Consider the following 13,523-nt stretch of genomic DNA (forward strand, 5'->3'; position numbering starts at 1 on the left):
AAGCGCCCTTGTCGACACGCCTTCTCCCACTTGAGCAATCATAGGGCGCTGTTGTCCTCTTAAATTGGCTAAATTCTCGTTTGCGGATCAGCCAACTTTGCCGCTAAGTTGTTAGTCGGCCAACATTCTCTGGGAGGAGATATGAAAATGAAAATCCAACTACTCTGCTCCGCCGCAGGCGCTTTGCTCGCCGGTGCCGGGCTTGCCCATGCCGATAGCCTCACGCTCTATTGCGCCGCCGACGAAGCGTGGTGCCAGCAGATTAAAACCGGATTTGAGGAGAAGACCGGTATAACCGTCGACATGACGCGAAAGAGTTCGGGTGAGACATATGCGCAGGTGCGGGCGGAATCGGGCAATCCGAAGGGTGACGTCTGGTGGGGCGGCACCGGCGACCCTCATCTCCAGGCAGCCGAGGAGGATCTTACGGTGGCCTATGAATCGCCAATGCGCGGCGAACTGCAAGATTGGGCGATCAAGCAAGCGGAGGCTGCAGGCAACAAGACCATCGGCGTCTACTCAGGCGCGCTCGGCTTCGGCTACAACAAGGACCTCCTCGCCAAGAACAACCTGCCGGAGCCTAAATGCTGGGCTGATCTGATCAAGCCGGAGTACAAGGGCCAGGTGCAGATGGCGAACCCGAACTCGTCGGGCACCGCCTATACGATGCTCGCTACGATGGTGCAGCTTATGGGCGAGGACAAAGGCTTCGAATATCTCAAGGCGTTGCACGCCAACATCAATCAGTACACGAAATCCGGTTCCGCGCCGATAAAGGCTGCCGGGCTCGGCGAAACGACCATAGGCGTCGTCTTCATGCACGACGCGGTTTCACAAACCGCCGCCGGTTTCCCGATCGTCACGGTCGCTCCTTGCGAGGGTACAGGCTACGAGATTGGTTCGATGTCCCTGATCAAGGATGCACGCAACCCGGAGGCCGCCAAGCAGTTCTACGACTGGGCACTTACGGCCGAGATGCAGTCCAAGGCCAAGGATGTGAAATCCTTTCAGCTTCCGTCCAACAAGAACGCAGCGGTTTCGGAGCTGACGCCCGATCTCTCGACCATCAAGTTGATCGACTACGACTTCAAGAAGTACGGGTCGAGCGACGAGCGTAAGCGCCTTTTGAAGAAGTGGGACGACGAGGTTTCGACACTGCCGCAATAAGCGATGCGACGCGCCACACAGGCGTACTTTTCGCTGCATCCGACCATCGCCCTTTGGGTCGTGGTCGGATTGCTGGGCTATGCCGTGGTTCCCTGGTACGGCATGGACGACAACATCTTCACATTGAGATGGTTGTTCGACGGCTACCCGTTTGACGATGACGTGGCACCAGCCCTCTTCCTTAATTTGCAGGGCCAGAAACTGTGGCTCGCGCCCATCGGACTTCTTCTGCTGGGCTCGTTCCTGTTGTGGGGTCGGCGAAAAGCCGACCCTGCCTTCGGACCGATTCTGATCGCGCTTGGCGCGTTCGGCTTCGGCTACGCGCTGCTCCAAGGTTTCGCGATCGGCCTCAAGGGCTGGAACTGGGAAATCGCGACCGCGCTGTTTGGCGATCTCGATGATCGCCAGTTCGGGATGGGTTGGGGCGCACTGCTCGTCGCCGGAGCCTTCCTGTTTCTGTTCACGGCCGGCTGCGCGGCACTCGGCGCCGTCGGCGGCGACGAGTTCGTCGCGGGCTCGATCGGTTTTGTCATAGCCGTCGTCGGCATCTTCATTTTCATGCCGATCCTTCAGATGCTCGCGAGCGCGTTCGTCACTCAGGATGGCGGCTATTCCGCCGGAACATTTGCCTCCAAGCTCTCCAGCGACCGGCTATGGGGGATTTCCTGCCTGCTCGGGGGGCCGCGATGTGGTGTCGCGTGGAACTCGCTGTTTTTAGCAATCCTGGTCGGCGTCGCAACGACGGCATTGGGCCTTGTCTTCGCACTGGTGGTGACTCGCACCGGGTTTCGATATGGCGCGCTGCTTCGCGCCCTGACGGTGCTGCCCATCATCACACCGCCTTTCGTCATCGGCCTCGCCATCATTCTGCTGTTCGGCTTGTCGGGCGCGATCACCCAAGGACTCGACGCAGTACTTGGCATCTCCCCGTCGCGGTGGATTTACGGGCTCCCCGGGCTGTTCATCGCGCAAGTGCTGGCGTTCACGCCGATTGCCTTTCTCGTGATGATCGGCGTTGTTGAAGGCATCAGCCCATCGATGGAGGAGGCGGCCCAGACCCTGCGCGCCAGCCGCTGGCAGACGTTCAGGACCGTCACGCTGCCGCTGATGCGGCCTGGTCTGGCCAACGCCTTCCTGCTCGGTTTCATCGAAAGCATGGCGGATTTTGGCAATCCCCTCGTGCTCGGGGGCAATTTCGACGTGCTGTCGACCGAGATATTCTTCGCGATCGTCGGCGCGCAATACGATCAGGCGCAAGCAGCAATCCTGGCCCTTGTGCTTCTGGGTTTCACGCTTGGCGCGTTCTATGCGCAGCGCTTCTGGCTCGGGCGAAAGTCCTACACGACCGTCTCCGGCAAGGGGGATGCGGGCGTCCATCCGCACCTGCCCGCAGCGCTGCGCAACACGGTCTACACGATCGCTGCGTTCTGGACGCTGTTCACGCTGCTCATCTACGTGACCATCTTCTACGGCAGCTTCGTCAAACTATGGGGCGTCGATTTCTCCCTGACGTTCGATCACTATGTGAAGTCGTTCGCGGTCGGCTGGAATGATTTCGGCATTCATTGGCGCGGCGCTGCGTGGAGTTCGTTCTGGACAACCATGCAGATCGCGGTGATCTCCGCACCACTGACGGCAGCAATAGGGCTGCTGACGGCCTATCTGTTAGTTCGGCAAAGCTTTGCCGGTAAGGAAGCGTTCGAGTTCGGAACTATGCTGTCCTTCGCCATTCCCGGAACGGTGATCGGCGTATCCTATGTGGTTGCCTTCAACGTTCCGCCGATCGAACTCACCGGCACCGGCATCATCCTCGTGCTGTCCTTCATTTTTCGCAACATGCCCGTCGGCGTGCGGGCTGGCGTCGCCTCGATGTCGCAGATAGACCGAAGCCTCGACGAGTCGTCGCTGACGCTCGGCGCGAATTCGTGGCAGACGTTCCGCCGGATCATTCTGCCGCTTTTGAAGCCGGCAATTCTGGCCGCGCTCGTCTATTCTTTCGTGCGCGCCATGACGGCGATCAGCGCCATCATCTTCCTTGTCAGCGCCCAATACGACATGTCGACGAGCTACATCGTCGGCCGCGTGGAGAACAACGAGTATGGCATAGCGATCGCCTACTCGGCGGTGCTGATCTTCGTCATGCTCGCGGTCATCGGCATCATGCAGTTGCTGGTCGGCAGTCGTCGTATCGGCCGTCGCGGCATCGAGGGCGATCTGTCGCAATCGCGAACGAATGTCAGCCAGGCGACGGTGCGTCCTCAGACTGCGATTTCAGGAGGCGGCTAGTGGCGGAGATCAAGAGCAACGCGGCTTCGGTCGAGTTTCGAAACGTCACGAAGGTTTATGGCAAGAGCACCGTTCCTGCGGTGAACAACGTCTCTCTGTTCATCGAAGCCGGAAAGCTGGTCACCCTCCTCGGACCTTCTGGCTGCGGCAAGACCACCACGCTGAGGATGATTGCAGGGCTGGAGCTGGCAACACGCGGCCAGATTCTCATCGGGGGCAGCGATGTCACACGCTTGCCGGCGACAGACCGAGACGTCTCGATGGTGTTCCAATCCTATGCGCTTTTCCCGCACATGACGGTACGCGAGAACGTCGAGTATGGGCTGAAATTCTCGGGCTTCAACAAGCGCGATGCCGGCGAGAAGGCACAGGCCGGCCTCGATCTCGTAGGGCTTTCGGGTTTCGGCGATCGGCTGCCCAGCCAGCTGTCGGGCGGACAGCAGCAACGCGTTGCGGTCGCGCGTGCGTTGGTCCTGGAGCCGCAGGTGCTGCTGTTCGACGAGCCACTCTCCAACCTAGACGCCAAGCTCAGACGGCATGTCCGCGAGGAGATCAGGGAAATCCAGCAGAAGCTGGCTCTGACCGTCGTCTACGTCACCCACGACCAAGAGGAAGCGCTTGCAGTTTCCGACCGCATCATCGTCATGAACAACGCGGTGATCGCTCAGGATGGCACCCCGCGCGACCTCTATGATCAGCCTGCGAATGCCTTCGTCGCAGACTTCATCGGCGAGGCCAACATCCTACCCTGCGAGATTGTTGCGGTTGAAGGCGGTATCGCCGTCGTCCAGCTCGGACCGGTCAGGCTAAAAATTCCCGCAAGGAGGCATGCTCAGGGAAGCGCCAGACTGGCTGTGCGCCCGAACAGGGTGCAAGTCACTTCGCCCGAAAGCGACAACATTTTGCTCGGGACGCTGGACAAGGTGACCTATGTGGGCAGCCATCTCGAGCTTGTGGTGAGAACGCCGCTCGGCAGTCTGTTCGCAGTGACGTCCGACGTCGATCTAGCGGTTGAGGCCGGTCAGGCCGTCGGCCTGGGATTTGCCGGGCGCGGTCCTGTGCTTCTCAGCGAGTAGTTCAGGTCGCCTGAAACGCCCGGCCACAAAGCGTCCGCACGCGCTCGAACACGCCCGGGCACGACGTGATGACCACAGTTCCACTCTCTAGGACGGTTTGCGGGTCCGGACGAACGATCGTGCCGCCAGCTTCTTCGATCAGAAGCATGCCCGCGAGGCAGTCCCAGGCATTCATGTGCTCTTCCACGTAGCCAAGAAGCCGACCCGAAGCCACGTAGGCGAGCATCAGCGCACCTGAGGCGTTGCGAAAGAAGATGCCTCCCTCGTCGAACAACTGGTCGATTAGACCGACGATGTTTTTCATTTCGCGTCTGTTGCTGAAGCCTGTTCCGAGCGAACCTACGTCCAACCGTGTTGCTTTGCTTGTGCGCAGGGGGCGTCCATTGAGAGCGGCTCCGCCACCTCTGTGCGCAGCGAATGTCTCTCCGAGGGAAGGCTCGTGAATGACGCCCACCACCGTCACCCCTTTCTCCACGCAGGCGATGACCACTGTCCATGCCGGGATGCCGCTAACAAAATTCGCAGTCCCGTCGATGGGATCGATTACCCAGGTGAAATAGGACGAACCCTTGGTCGGCGCGTGCTCTTCGCCGACCACACCGTCATCGGGATAATAGGTGGCGAGTTCACGGCGCACGAAAAGCTCGACCTCCCGATCGGCTTCCGAGACCATGTCTTGGTGGCCTTTGCTCTCGACGGTCAACGTATCGAGCTTGCGGAAGTACGAAAGCCCGAGTTCTCCCGCTCGCCTCGCCAAGTCTTCGGCGAAAGCGCGACGCGACTCGAGCGATGCGGACATGCGTTTCCTCCTTAGATAATTCGAGCGCCGATGGGAGCCTATTCGAGCAGTCACTACCACACGCATTGCCGTTGCCATACATCTCGTCTGGGAACACGCTGCAGGCCGTCTCCTGCCGTGTCAATGGCGGCGCAAAACCAGGCCGTTGGGCGGCGATTATCTCTCAGGTGGCACGGGTTCCGACAGGGCCACCTATGCCAACGCGGCATCCGGCATGACCGTCAATCTCTCCGACGTCGCTAAGAATACCGGCGAGGCCGCGGGCGACACCTATAATTCCATTTAGAACCTGACGGGTTCAGGTTTGGCCGATATGCTGACCGGCACCGCCGGCACCAACAGCATGCTCGGCGGCGCTGGCGACGACAAGATGTCCGGACTGGCCGGCAGCGACAATCTGTTCGGCAATGACGGCAACGACGTGCTCAATGGCGGCGCTGGCGCCGACGATCTCTCCGGCGGCGCCGGCAGCGACCGCGCCACCTATGAGACCGCCGCGGCCGGCGTGGTCGCCAGCCTATCCAGCCCGACCGGCAATATGGGCGACGCCAAGGGAGATACTACAACTGGGTGGAAAACCTCACTGGTTCTGCCTTCGGCGACAAGCTGACCGGCACGAATGGCGCCAACAGCATCATCGGCGGCGCGGGCAGCGACGCTATCGTCGGATTGGGCGGCAGCGATAACCTATTCGGACAGGACGGCAACGACGTGCTGAACGGCGGCGAAGGCGCCGACGTCCTCTCTGGCGGCGCCGGCACCGATACCGCATCGTATCAGAATGCAACCAAGGGGGTGAGGGCCAGCCTGACGAACGCCACGACAAACACCAGCGAGGCGGACGGCGACACCTACTCATCAATCGAGAGCCTGACAGGGTCCGGGTTCGGCGACAACCTCACAGGCAATTCGGTCGTGAACCGGATGGTCGGCGGCGCCGGCAACGACAACATCAACGGCCGGGCGGGAAGCGATACGTTGGCCGGCGGATCGGGCAACGACTCCTTCATCTTCGACACGCCGCTTGGCGCCACCAATGCCGACACCATCACTGACTTCAAGGTTGCCGACGACACGATCAGGCTCGACAGTGCGATCTTCGACGCCATTGCCGGGCTGGGCATGCTGACTGCGGCGTAGTTCGCTGCCAATACCAGCGGCGCGGCGGTCGACGCCAACGACCGCATCATCTACGAGACCGATACTGGCAGACTTTTTTATGACATCAACGGCAATGCCGCGGGTGGATTAGCCTTGTTCACCATAGTCGGTGCCGGCCTCGGCATCACAAATACAGACTTCCTAATTGTCTGAGGTCAACCAGATACCTTCGGGCAGCTTGTAGATGTTGGCAACGCCGGGGGTGAGTTGCCGGTGTTTTTGCTGAAATGTTCGGAATGAAACGGCGTCTATCCTGGCTCAGCTCGGCTTTGCTGTCATTGCAGCGCAGTTGGACTTTTGATCCAACCGACACAAAGGGAAACTTGATGTCGCTCTCTCCCTGCGGCACGCATGATACGTCCGCGAGCGATTCAGGGTATGCTTTCTTCGTTCGGATAGAGGCCGTATCTAGGTCTCGTGGACAAAGGGTAACCAAAGCTTGGCTGCTGCGATGGCGACGAAGCCAAGGTAGGATTCCTTTGTCTTGTCGTATCTGGTGGCGACGCGGCGCCAGTTCTTGAGCTTGTTGAACAGCCGCTCGACCAGGTTTCGCCACTTGTATTTCTCAGCATCGTATGGCGCGGGGTCCTTGCGGTTGCGCTTGGCCGGGATGACCGCCTCGATCTCGGCCTTCGCCAACGTCTCCCTGATGGCGTCGGCATCGTAGCCCTTGTCGGCCAGCAGCGCTTCGATCTTGCCGGCGATCATTCGCAGCAGCGGCGCGAAGCCTTTGATGTCATGCGCTTCTCCGCCCGTCACGACGAAGCCGAGCGGGCGGCCTCTGGCGTCGCAGCGGGCATGCAGCTTGGTGGTGAAGCCGCCGCGCGACCGACCAAGCGCCTCCGTCTGCTGAGTCCCCTTTTTATGCCGGCTGCGCAGTGATGCGCCCGGACAATCGTGCTGTCGATCATGTCGGCGGTACTATCTCGCTCGACCATTTCCGCCAGACTTTCCAGCATGGCATCGAACACGCCGGTTTCGACCCATCGCCGGTAGCGGCGGAACACGCTGTTCCACTTGCCGTACTCGTCGGGAAGATGTCGCCACTGCGCACCCGTGCGCCCCATCCACATCATGCCTTCGAAGTAGAGCCGGTTGTCTTGTGCCGGCCGACACCCGCGTCCGCGCTCAGGCGGCAGCAAAGGCCCGATCAGCGCCCATTCCTCGTCCGTCAGTCCAACGCGTTCGCCCAAGGCTCCCTCCAAAAAGAAGCCTTGAATCAAAACCGGATTCCTCAGTCAACGTTTGTCCACGAGCGCTAGGTAGCTCTGAGGGCGAAGCCGACATCTGACATCTGGGACAGGAACAGACTTTCCTCTCAATGTTTACAGGCTTGGTGCGTCGAAGTCGCAGAAGATCGCAATGCGGAAGTCGCCAGGCACCCCCCTGTTGGATACGACGGCAAGCTCATGTAGGCTGTGCCATCAGGTGCCGGAGGGAACATGAAAGCGCAGGTCGTACGCAATTTGTGCTTGCTTGCGGGCTTGACCGCGGGTGGCACGATGGCAACCGATGGCGTGGCCGCATCGACATGTCCCGATGACAAGATCGTGACATCCGATGGCTGCGTGAGTCGGCATGAGGCTTCTGACAAGGTGACGGCGATCGTCAGGGAGGCCATGCCGAGGCTGAAGTTGAAGGCAGTCCTTGCCGGTTTCTCCGTTGATGGGTCGCCCGCTGTTTTGCTCGCCGAGGGCGTCTCGATGACGGGTGTCCCCGCCGCCCCTGACATGAAATTCAGGAACGGCGCGATAGCGATCGCCTACATGGGCACCATTCTTCTGCAGTTACGGGACGAGGGCGTGATAGGGCTTGATGATCCGTTGTCCCGGTGGTTCGCCAAATACCCCAACGCAGACAAGGTCACGCTTCGGATGCTGATCAACGGCACGTCCGGATACGCCGACTATGTCACCGACGACGGTTTCATCAGGGATTTCTATGCGGATCCCTTCCGCCAATGGCGGCCGGACGAACTTGTGGAGATCGGACTGAAGCAGCCTGCTGTCTGTGAACCGGGAGCCTGTTGGTCTTATGCACATACGAATTTTGTAATTCTGGGCGCGGTGCTGGAGAAGGCAACGGGGCAACCGCTGCGGGAGCTCATACGCGCCCGGATCATCGAACCGTTGTCATTGACCGGCACCCACAGCACACAGACGGCAGCTATCGCCGAGCCTGTGCTTCACGCCTTCGACGCCGAACGCGGCCGATATGAAGAATCGACGTTCTGGAACCCTTCATGGACGCTGGCTGACGGCGCCATTATGACGACCACCATTGGCGATGTCGTGCGAAGCGCAGAGGCAATTGGCGGGGGAGAACTGCTCACGCCAAAATCGCATGCGGAACAAATCGCGCCGTTGATCGCGGGCTTCAAACCATGGTCCGAAACATCATACTACGGCTTAGGCGTTTTCCTAATTAACGGTTGGATACTGCAAAACCCTTCCTTCGCAGGCTGCGCGGCAACTATGGGATACCTGCCGGAAGGCAGGATGTCGTTAGCCGTCTCCGTCACGATGGACGCTGGCGCATCGATGGAGGGCAATCTTTCCACTGACGTCTTCAAAAAGATCGCGTCATACCTGGCGCCCGATGCGCCCCTCTAGTGTGGATAAAACCGTCTAGTCTGCCGGATAGGGCACGTCAGGGGCTTGTCCCTTAGAATCCCCCTCGATGCGTTTTGGTGGCTTGAAGGCTTGAAGGCTTGAAGGGCACTGGGCTGCGATAGAACCAGGCATGTAAAGGCCGAGCGAGACAACCGACAACTCAGAAATCCAGCGCCCAGATCCTCGGGCTGCCTGCGACAAACGCCGAGCGCGTCGGTCCTGTTTCAAACTACGAGCAAATCAGCCGCAGTCAGTGTCGGCGAGCCGGTTAAAACTGCGAACTTCACGTTGCCGAACATAGATCCTGAACCATCAGCATCGTAATACAGGGCACCTGTGTCTGAGTTGAAGACTATCCGGTCGTTCGCATCCTCTGGGGAATTGGCTATATCCTTGAACGCGCTTGCCGCTAGCGCTCGTGGACAAACGTTGACTGAGGAATCCGGTTTTGATTCAAGGCTTCTTTTTGGAGGGAGCCTTGGGCGAACGCGTTGGACTGACGGACGAGGAATGGGCGCTGATCGGGCCTTTGCTGCCGCCTGAGCGCGGACGCGGGTGTCGGCCGGCACAAGACAACCGGCTCTACTTCGAAGGCATGATGTGGATGGGGCGCACGGGTGCGCAGTGGCGACATCTTCCCGACGAGTACGGCAAGTGGAACAGCGTGTTCCGCCGCTACCGGCGATGGGTCGAAACCGGCGTGTTCGATGCCATGCTGGAAAGTCTGGCGGAAATGGTCGAGCGAGATAGTACCGCCGACATGATCGACAGCACGATTGTCCGGGCGCATCACTGCGCAGCCGGCATAAAAAGGGGACTCAGCAGACGGAGGCGCTTGGTCGGTCGCGCGGCGGCTTCACCACCAAGCTGCATGCCCGCTGCGACGCCAGAGGCCGCCCGCTCGGCTTCGTCGTGACGGGCGGAGAAGCGCATGACATCAAAGGCTTCGCGCCGCTGCTGCGAATGATCGCCGGCAAGATCGAAGCGCTGCTGGCCGACAAGGGCTACGATGCCGACGCCATCAGGGAGACGTTGGCGAAGGCCGAGATCGAGGCGGTCATCCCGGCCAAGCGCAACCGCAAGGACCCCGCGCCACACGATGCTGAGAAATACAAGTGGCGAAACCTGGTCGAGCGGCTGTTCAACAAGCTCAAGAACTGGCGCCGCGTCGCCACCAGATACGACAAGACAATGGAATCCTACCTTGGCTTCGTCGCCATCGCAGCAGCCAAGCTTTGGTTACCCTTTGTCCACGAGACCTAGTCTCGCAACGATGGCGCTCCCGACGATATTCCGCGGCGATCCAATCCTGCAGATCGCGGGGAAACTGGCTGCACATAGAATCTCCTATTTTGCGATCCGGATTTCGACTTCACCAGCACTGGTCCGTGACCAACTCCTTGCCATTTGAGAACTGCATGCGCGGATTGGGACCGCCGAACACCGCGGCGTAGGTGCCGTATTTGGTCGGGCCATTGGCTACCCATGCGCCGGTCTTCGGCGATCGATGCGATCCCGTCACCGCGTAGAAACGGTCACGGACCTGCATTCCAGCGGCACTCCAGACAACGACGTACTGGCCTCTCTCACCCGAGCACGTCATGCTCACCGACGTGGCCGTTGTCTGCGGCTGCTCAGGTGCGACATATCCGGCGTGGATGATCTCCAGCCCCGGCCAGTCGTTGGCGGTGAGCCACGTTATGTCGTCGCCTGGGGTCAGGATCATCTTGGTAATCACCGTATCCGGCGTGCCGAGCTGCTTCATGTAGCGGGCGATAAGCACGGTGGTTTCCAGTGCTTCGCCACTCTGGCCCGTGTAGGCGTCGACAAAGGAGGCGGAATGGACACCGATGCGCGACGTCGGGAACGCTACCTTGTTCGATCCGGCCGCGAAGATCGCGACACAGATCGAGGCGCACCCATCGGTTTCGCCGACGACGGTATGGATGCCCCACCGTCGAATAAACTCGGCGAGCTCGATGCCGGCATCAAAGTTGCCTCCAGGTGAGTTCAGGAATATCCGTTCCGGGCAGTAGCCGCGCGCATCACAGGACGCCCTCGCGGCGGCATCAAGCATGAAGACGTCGCCGGGTACGACTTTGCCGCTCATCACCAGCGACTTGCCCCTGGCGATTGGCTCGAAGGTTGCCGCCTCAGCAGAGCCAAATGCGGCCATGCCTGCTATCAGGGCAGCGGCTGTGGTGATCGCTAGGCTCTTCACGAAGGTTCTCCGTGTACTAGGCAGTTCCACTGGTGCGGAACGCGCACTGAACGCTGCCACCAATTCTTGGTTGGCACGTTGATATTTGGTGATATTTTGGTGCGTTCGGGCGCCACAAGGGCAGCCGCGGGTACGGTTTGCCCTACGTCGGCGTTAGACCGATTTTCACGACTTTCATGTGGGAGTTGCCGTTACGGAAGCAAACCCCGGTCTATTGCGTGATCGCGCCACATATTTGCTATTTTCGGCCACCGCGAGTTGTGCGCGGCCATGGTGTTCATGTTTGCCGAGGTCAACGTAAGAGCCATCGCCACCAAGCAGGCGCAGGAGGGAATGCATCGTAGCAGCGCGGACAATAAATGCCGACGCCTACCGACGGCACAAGCCGAGCGATGACAGGTTATTGCCACGGGGGATCCTGAGGACCAGGCGAGACCGATTCCCGTGCAGAGACGCACTGGCGGTTGCCGATGTTAAGGATTGCGACGGAAGCGGTTTGCGCTCGACTGCCAGAACTTTTATTTCAGTGGTCCGAAATAACCGTCTGACGTGGCAGCCGTTCTTGATCCAGGCGTGGCGGTACAATGTTACAGAAGATTTCTGAGGTCCCAACGTCGTCCGGGCTTGCAAGTCGTTTGGCTTTGGCTGAGCTGGAGCGCCAAGGTATCGAAGCAGAACCATTGCTTCTCCGCTCCGGCCTCGCCCTTACGGCGTTTGCGCAGCCCAAGCGCGTGAGTGTCGCTTCGCAGATTGATTTTCTTGAGCTGGCATCACATGCGACCGGCGACGAGTGGTTCGGGCTAAAGCTGGCCGAAAGCTTCGATCTGCGCGAGATGGGCATGGTTTATTATGTCGCGGCGTCGTCCCCGACCCTTGGTGACGCACTTCGGCGCGTCGAACGATATATCCGAGTCGGCAATGAATCGTTGGTAGCGCGTGTGCAGGGCAGCCCGATTTGTCGCGTCAGCGTGTCTCACGTCGGGATTTCACGGCACAAGGACAGGCAACAGATCGAATTCCAGTTGCTGGTAATCTTGCGACTGTGCCGGCAGCTCGTCGGGAACCGGATCGTACCGGTCGGTGTCTCTTTCGTTCATCATCGATCAGGAGACTTTCGCGAGGTCCGACGAAAGTTCAGCTGCGAGGTCCAGTTTGGCGCCGACGTGGATGAAGTCCGCCTCGGTGCTTCCTCGCTGGAATTGGCCCTGGCGGGTGCCGACCCATTTCTCAACGAGTTGATGGTGAAGAATTGCGAGGAGGCGATAGCGTCCCGCACTCCCCATGTGCACGCGTTCCGTTCGGTCGTCGAAAATGCGATCGCGCCGCTTCTGCCGCATGCCGAAGCACGGGCTAAGGTAGTCGCCCAACGTCTGGGGTTGAGCGAGAGGACCTTCGCTCGCCGCCTGACGGCCGAAGGGCTAACTTTTGCGGAAATCCTTGACGACCTGCGCCGCGACCTGACTGTCCGGTACCTCAAAGAGCCGGGAATGCAAGTTTCCCAAATTGCCTGGTCGGTCGGCTTTCAACATCCAAGCGCGCTGAGCCATGCTTGCAAACGGTGGTTCGGAACGAGCCCTTCAGCCTACCGCCGTTCTGTCAACGCTTAGGTTACGACGAGGGCGCGACAGCGCGGATTGCCTGTTATAGTTCCCACGGATGTAGAGACCAACCCCTACATCTACGCAATCAGATTCAGCTTGTCCGCCCAACGCTGAACACTTCGTGACTGATCGCCGTCGTTACTCATATGGTATGCCGCCCCAACGAATTAGATCATCAGCGTCGAATTTAATCAGATCGTCAGGTTTGCACGTAAGCATTGCTTGAATGGGTTCTTCGACAACACCGTGCTCACGCAGTTGTCTAGCCAGCATCTCGGTCCATTGCATGGATGCCACCTTCCTCGAGCCCCGCCATATCCATGCCTGGTGGACGCCTATGCGGGCAAAGCGGCCAACCAACAGCCGGCCCTCGGCCAATGCCACCAGCACGGGGAAGGCGCAGCCGTGTTGATTTCCACTGAGAAGTGACCCAGTCGACGGAGGTTTTTCCATCGAGAATTGACCCATGTTTGAAGCTCCTCCCACACGGATTGTGTGGGGGACATCGGAGTGATCGACATGGAGTTATTGAGCGTCATCCGACGCTGGCACTACCGAGACCATCTTTCGATCCGCGACATCTCGCGCCGAACCGGACTA

Annotated in this window: 11 protein-coding genes and 2 pseudogenes; 9 read left to right on the forward strand and 4 right to left on the reverse strand. The window is 59.8% G+C overall.

The annotated features are described in order from the left end of the window. The first annotated feature begins 141 nt into the window (after positions 1-141). From ABMA59_RS34370 to ABMA59_RS34380, 3 genes are read left to right on the forward strand one after another with little or no spacing between them, the layout of a single operon-like run. Positions 142-1,167 (forward strand): ABC transporter substrate-binding protein, encoded by a 1,026-nt coding sequence (locus ABMA59_RS34370; RefSeq protein WP_425476041.1) that lies wholly within the window; start codon positions 142-144, stop codon positions 1,165-1,167. Positions 1,168-1,170: 3 nt separating this feature from the next. Then, positions 1,171-3,453, forward strand: a complete 2,283-nt coding sequence (locus ABMA59_RS34375) for an ABC transporter permease (protein ID WP_349009861.1) — start codon at positions 1,171-1,173, stop codon at positions 3,451-3,453. Further along, complete coding sequence (locus ABMA59_RS34380; RefSeq protein WP_349009862.1) at positions 3,453-4,529, forward strand: ABC transporter ATP-binding protein; 1,077 nt, start codon at positions 3,453-3,455, stop codon at positions 4,527-4,529. The genes ABMA59_RS34375 and ABMA59_RS34380 overlap by 1 nt, the downstream gene beginning before the upstream one ends. A 1-nt stretch (position 4,530) precedes the next feature. On the opposite strand, the gene ABMA59_RS34385 is transcribed toward ABMA59_RS34380, so the two are convergent. Then, on the reverse strand, positions 4,531-5,328 hold the full coding sequence (locus tag ABMA59_RS34385; RefSeq protein ID WP_349009863.1) for an inositol monophosphatase family protein: 798 nt from the start codon (positions 5,326-5,328) through the stop codon (positions 4,531-4,533). A 145-nt stretch (positions 5,329-5,473) separates the two neighbouring features. Here ABMA59_RS34385 and ABMA59_RS34390 point away from each other — a divergent pair, with 145 nt between their 5' ends. From ABMA59_RS34390 to ABMA59_RS34400, 3 genes are read left to right on the forward strand one after another with little or no spacing between them, the layout of a single operon-like run. Continuing rightward, complete coding sequence (locus ABMA59_RS34390) at positions 5,474-5,614, forward strand: hypothetical protein (protein ID WP_349009864.1); 141 nt, start codon at positions 5,474-5,476, stop codon at positions 5,612-5,614. 18 nt (positions 5,615-5,632) lie between these two features. Next, on the forward strand, positions 5,633-5,938 hold the full coding sequence (locus ABMA59_RS34395) for a calcium-binding protein (RefSeq protein ID WP_349009865.1): 306 nt from the start codon (positions 5,633-5,635) through the stop codon (positions 5,936-5,938). Then, the gene (locus tag ABMA59_RS34400; RefSeq protein ID WP_349009866.1) at positions 5,899-6,468 is read left to right on the forward strand and encodes a calcium-binding protein; all 570 of its coding nucleotides are present in this window, start codon (positions 5,899-5,901) and stop codon (positions 6,466-6,468) included. The genes ABMA59_RS34395 and ABMA59_RS34400 overlap by 40 nt, the downstream gene beginning before the upstream one ends. A gap of 429 nt (positions 6,469-6,897) precedes the next feature. Here the strand turns inward: ABMA59_RS34400 and ABMA59_RS37460 are convergent. After that, a pseudogene (locus ABMA59_RS37460) lies at positions 6,898-7,712 on the reverse strand (IS5 family transposase). A 219-nt stretch (positions 7,713-7,931) separates the two neighbouring features. Here ABMA59_RS37460 and ABMA59_RS34415 point away from each other — a divergent pair. Further along, on the forward strand, positions 7,932-9,101 hold the full coding sequence (locus tag ABMA59_RS34415; protein ID WP_349009867.1) for a serine hydrolase domain-containing protein: 1,170 nt from the start codon (positions 7,932-7,934) through the stop codon (positions 9,099-9,101). 529 nt (positions 9,102-9,630) lie between these two features. Continuing rightward, a pseudogene (locus ABMA59_RS34420) lies at positions 9,631-10,364 on the forward strand (IS5 family transposase). A gap of 109 nt (positions 10,365-10,473) precedes the next feature. Here the strand turns inward: ABMA59_RS34420 and ABMA59_RS34425 are convergent. Beyond that, positions 10,474-11,277: a COG3904 family protein gene (locus ABMA59_RS34425; RefSeq protein ID WP_349009869.1), complete on the reverse strand. Its 804-nt coding sequence runs from the start codon at positions 11,275-11,277 to the stop codon at positions 10,474-10,476. Positions 11,278-11,906: 629 nt separating this feature from the next. Here ABMA59_RS34425 and ABMA59_RS34430 point away from each other — a divergent pair. After that, on the forward strand, positions 11,907-12,929 hold the full coding sequence (locus ABMA59_RS34430; protein ID WP_349009870.1) for an AraC family transcriptional regulator: 1,023 nt from the start codon (positions 11,907-11,909) through the stop codon (positions 12,927-12,929). 132 nt (positions 12,930-13,061) lie between these two features. Here the strand turns inward: ABMA59_RS34430 and ABMA59_RS34435 are convergent, their stop codons facing one another. Further along, complete coding sequence (locus tag ABMA59_RS34435) at positions 13,062-13,391, reverse strand: hypothetical protein (RefSeq protein WP_349009871.1); 330 nt, start codon at positions 13,389-13,391, stop codon at positions 13,062-13,064. Between the last annotated feature and the right edge of the window lie 132 nt (positions 13,392-13,523).

Origin of the sequence: Mesorhizobium yinganensis (genome assembly GCF_040081985.1) — a bacterium.
Classification (GTDB): Bacteria; Pseudomonadota; Alphaproteobacteria; order Rhizobiales; family Rhizobiaceae; genus Kumtagia; species Kumtagia yinganensis.

Bases quoted from the DNA above. Each gene is read 5' to 3' on its own strand.
- ABMA59_RS34425 (WP_349009869.1), bottom strand. From the start codon at position 11,277: ATGGCCGCATTTGGCTCTGCTGAGGCGGCAACCTTCGAGCCAATCGCC.
- ABMA59_RS34435 (WP_349009871.1), bottom strand. From the start codon at position 13,391: ATGGGTCAATTCTCGATGGAAAAACCTCCGTCGACTGGGTCACTTCTC.
- ABMA59_RS34430 (WP_349009870.1), top strand. From the start codon at position 11,907: ATGTTACAGAAGATTTCTGAGGTCCCAACGTCGTCCGGGCTTGCAAGT.
- ABMA59_RS34385 (WP_349009863.1), bottom strand. From the start codon at position 5,328: ATGTCCGCATCGCTCGAGTCGCGTCGCGCTTTCGCCGAAGACTTGGCG.
- ABMA59_RS34375 (WP_349009861.1), top strand. From the start codon at position 1,171: ATGCGACGCGCCACACAGGCGTACTTTTCGCTGCATCCGACCATCGCC.
- ABMA59_RS34370 (WP_425476041.1), top strand. From the start codon at position 142: ATGAAAATGAAAATCCAACTACTCTGCTCCGCCGCAGGCGCTTTGCTC.
- ABMA59_RS34415 (WP_349009867.1), top strand. From the start codon at position 7,932: ATGAAAGCGCAGGTCGTACGCAATTTGTGCTTGCTTGCGGGCTTGACC.